Below are 3,951 nucleotides of genomic sequence, written 5' to 3' on the forward strand. Positions count from 1 at the left end.
TCAGCGTCTCGGCACGCGAGTGCATCGGTGCCACGCGCTGCCCGTTCGGCACCGACTGCTTCGCCGAGAAGGCGCGCGCCCGCGCAGGCACCTCCGACGTGATCGTCACCAACCACGCGCTGCTCGCCATCGACGCCATCGCCGAGGCCAACGTGCTGCCCGAACACGACCTGCTCATCGTCGACGAGGCTCACGAACTCGTCGACCGGGTCACGGGAGTGGCGACCGCGGAACTGTCCGCGACGGCGCTCGGCGTGGCCCACCGGCGGGCGGCGCGACTGGTGGAAACGGAACTCGCGCAACGCTTCGAAGCCGCGTCGGCGACGTTCTCCTCGGCCATCCACGATGCCGAACCCGGACGCATCGACCGCCTCGACGACGAGATGGCCACCTACCTGACGGTGCTGCGCGACGCCGCCGACAAGGTGCGGTCGGCCATCGACACCGCCCCCGGCGACCCCAAGGCCGCGGCGGCCCGCAGCGAGGCGGTGACGGCGCTGACCGACGTCAGCGACACCGCGTCACGCATCCTGTCGTCGTTCGGCCCGGCCATCCCCGATCGCACCGACGTGGTGTGGCTGGACCACGAGGACAACCGTTCGGGCACCATCCGTGCGATCTTGCGCGTCGCGCCGCTGTCGGTGGCGGACCTGTTGCGCGGCAGGATCTTCGACCAGTCGACGGTGATCCTGACCTCGGCGACACTGACCGTCGGCGGCACGTTCGACGCGATGGCGCGGTCCTGGGGACTTTCCGGCGACGACGACCCGGGCTGGCGCGGCATCGACGTCGGGTCACCCTTCGCGCACGCCACGTCCGGCATCCTCTACGTCGCCGCGCACCTGCCCCCACCGGGCCGCGACGGCGCCGGGTCCGCCGAACAACTCGACGAGATCGAGGGCCTGATCACCGCGGCGGGCGGCCGCACGCTGGGCCTGTTCTCGTCGATGCGCGCGGCCAAGGCCGCCACCGAGGCGATGCGGACGCGCCTCGACACCCCGGTGCTGTGCCAGGGCGAGGACACCACGTCGGCCCTGGTCCGCCGGTTCGCCGAGGACGAGGAGTCGTCGCTGTTCGGCACGCTGTCGCTGTGGCAGGGCGTCGACGTGCCCGGCCCGTCGCTGTCGCTGGTGCTGATCGACCGCATTCCGTTCCCCCGGCCGGACGATCCGCTGATCACGGCGCGGCAGCGCGCGATCGCGGCGCACGGCGGCAACGGGTTCATGGCCGTCGCGGCCAGCCACGCCGCGCTGCTGCTCGCCCAGGGCGCGGGCCGCCTGCTGCGCGGAGTCGACGACCGGGGCGTCGTCGCGGTGCTCGACTCGCGGATGGCGACGGCACGCTACTCGGGCTTCCTCAAGGCATCGCTGCCGCCGTTCTGGTCGACCACCGACTCCGCACGGGTCCGCGCGGCCCTTGAGCGCCTCAGATCCAGCTGAGACCGTCGCGGAGATCAGAAGTCGGCCCGTCGGGCGCAGCGTTCACTATCCTGACTGCGGATTCACCAGTGCGGGCCGACCCGGCCGCCGATCGGACCCGGAAGGCGGCGGCATGAGCCGACGGCACGTCGTAGGCGTCGCCATCGCCGCGTGCGCGGTGCTGCTCGTCCCGTCCTGCGCGACGACGCTGCAAGGCAACCCGGTGTCGGTGTTCAGCGACCCGTTCAGGGTGGCGGGGATGCCGGCCACCGACGGGCCCACCGGCTTGCGTGACGACGCCGCCGCCCCGTCTCGCGACGTGATCGGCACCGACAACGGCCGCGTCGACGAACTCGGTCGCCAGGCGGTCAGCGACATCGAGGAATTCTGGCAGCAGGTCTTTCCCGAGACGTTCGACGGTGAATTCACCCCCGTCGACCAGATCGTTTCCTGGGACGCCGACGGGCTGGACGGGGAGTTCTGCGGCGGCGACACGTACGGCCTGGTCAACGCGGGCTACTGCTTCGACGACAACACCATCGGCTGGGACCGCGGCCAACTGCTGCCGTCGCTGCGCAGGGCCAACGGCGACATGGCCGTCACGATGGTGCTCGCGCACGAGTACGGCCACTCGGTGCAACACCAGGCCGACCTGGTCAAGCCGAGCACCCCGACGTTGGTATCCGAGCAGCAGGCCGACTGCCTGTCCGGGGTCTACATGCGCTGGGTCGCCGAGGGACACTCGCCGCGATTCACGCTGAACACCGGTGACGGGCTGAACAACCTGCTGGCCGCGATGATCGCCTTCCGCGACCCACTGCTCAACGAGAGCGACGTCGAAGTCGGCGAGGACGAACACGGCTCGGCGTTCGAGCGGGTGTCGGCGTTCCAGTTCGGCTTCACCGACGGTGCGGCGTCCTGCGCGGCGATCGACAGCAAGGAGATCGACCAGCGCCGCGGCGATCTGCCCGTGCTGCTGCCCGACGACCAGACCGGCGAGCTGCCCGTCACCGAAGACTCGGTGCGCGCCATCCTCGACGCCATGGGCATCCTGTTCGCTCCGACCAAACCGCCCGCCTTGACGTTCGAATCCCAGAACTGCCCGGACGCCAGGGTGACCCCGCCGGTGGCCTACTGCCCGGCGAGCAACACGATCATCGTCGACCTGCCCGAGCTGGAGAAGACCGGCACGCCGTCCGAGGCAGGAGACGGCGGCGGCCTCGTCACCGGCGACAACACCGCGTACTCGATCCTGGTCTCGCGCTACATGCAGGCCATTCAGAAGGCGCACGGCGGCGTCGCACTCGACGACGCCGAGGCCGCGCTGCGCACCGCCTGCCTCACCGGAGTGGCGACGGTGAAGATGACGCACGAAGTCACCACCCCCGACGGCAACACCATCGCGCTCACCGCAGGCGACGTCGACGAGGCCGTCTCGGGCATCCTGGTCAACGGCCTGGTCGCCAGCGACGTCAACGGCGAATCGGTGCCGTCCGGGTTCTCCCGCATCGACGCCTTCCGCGTCGGCGTGCTCGGCGACGAGGCGCGCTGCTTCAAGCGCTTCAACTAGCCCCCCCCCCGGCGACTTGGGCGCGCGGACGTTCGCAGAGCGACGGTTTGCGCGCCGAAATCGCAAGGGGGGTGGGTTAGTTGGTCGGTAGCCGCCACACGTAGCCGGCCTCGAGCGCCACCCACAGCGCACCGTCGGGTCCGATGGCCAGCCCGTGCGGTTCGCTGCCCGACGGCAGGTCGATCGTGACGACCTCGCCGTCGGCGCTCACCCGGGCCACCTGGTCGGAGCCCCACAGGCTGACCCACACCCCGCCCGTCGGATCGGCGATCACCGCGTGTGGCTTGCCGGGCAGGTCGAGCTCCTGGATCGCATCGTCGGTGGGGATGCGGCCGAGCTTGTCGGCGAGGATCGCGGCGAACCACACCGCGTCGTCGTGCGTCGCGGCGATGCCGACGGGACCGGCGCCCGGCGTCGGCACCTTTCGGACCGTCATCTCGCCCGACGGCTCCAGCCGGCCGATCGCGTTGGCCGCATTGAGCGTGAACCACAGCGCGCCATCGGGCCCGGCGGTGATCATCGACGGCATGCCACCCGGGGCGGCGACGTCGGTGATCTCACCGTCGAGGCTGATCCGGCCGACCACGCCCGACGTCATCGCGGTGAACCACATCGCCCCGTCCGGGCCCGCGGTCAGCCCGAACGGCGCGCTGCCGCCTGCCAGCTCGAACGCGCTCAGGTCACCGTCGGTGGTGATCCGGCCGATGCGGTCGTCGCCGGTGCGGGTGAACCACAGTGCGCCATCGGCACCTGCCGCGATGATGGACGGCTTGCTTTGCGGCGCAACCGGATACACGTCGAGGCCACCGCCGTCGGTCACGCGGGCGATCCCGCCACTGTGCACCAGCGTCACCCACATCGCGCCGTCGGAGCCGGCGGCCAGCGCGTACGGCCCGCCTGCGACCGCGACTTCCAGAATGCCGCTCACGCCAGCGTGACGAGGCCCAGCTCAGTGTCGGCGGC

General features: G+C 71.1%; 3 protein-coding genes. 2 read left to right on the forward strand and 1 reads right to left on the reverse strand.

The features are described from left to right. A partial coding sequence (locus tag QOC69_RS06980) for an ATP-dependent DNA helicase (protein ID WP_526437731.1) occupies positions 1-1,439 on the forward strand: 1,439 nt, incomplete at its 5' end. A 112-nt stretch (positions 1,440-1,551) separates the two neighbouring features. Beyond that, positions 1,552-2,988, forward strand: coding sequence for a neutral zinc metallopeptidase (locus QOC69_RS06985; RefSeq protein WP_526437733.1), 1,437 nt, complete (start codon positions 1,552-1,554; stop codon positions 2,986-2,988). Positions 2,989-3,064: 76 nt separating this feature from the next. Here the strand turns inward: QOC69_RS06985 and QOC69_RS06990 are convergent, their stop codons facing one another. Then, a complete protein-coding gene (locus QOC69_RS06990) occupies positions 3,065-3,916 on the reverse strand; it encodes a Vgb family protein (RefSeq protein WP_526437735.1) in 852 nt (283 codons plus the stop codon). Positions 3,917-3,951 lie beyond the last annotated feature (35 nt).

It is taken from the genome of Mycobacterium sp., from assembly GCF_032162105.1.
Taxonomy (GTDB): domain Bacteria; phylum Actinomycetota; class Actinomycetes; order Mycobacteriales; family Mycobacteriaceae; genus Mycobacterium.

What these genes read in the sequence shown, in the direction of transcription:
- QOC69_RS06985 (WP_526437733.1), top strand. Translation starts at nt 1,552, where the DNA reads ATGAGCCGACGGCACGTCGTAGGCGTCGCCATCGCCGCGTGCGCGGTG.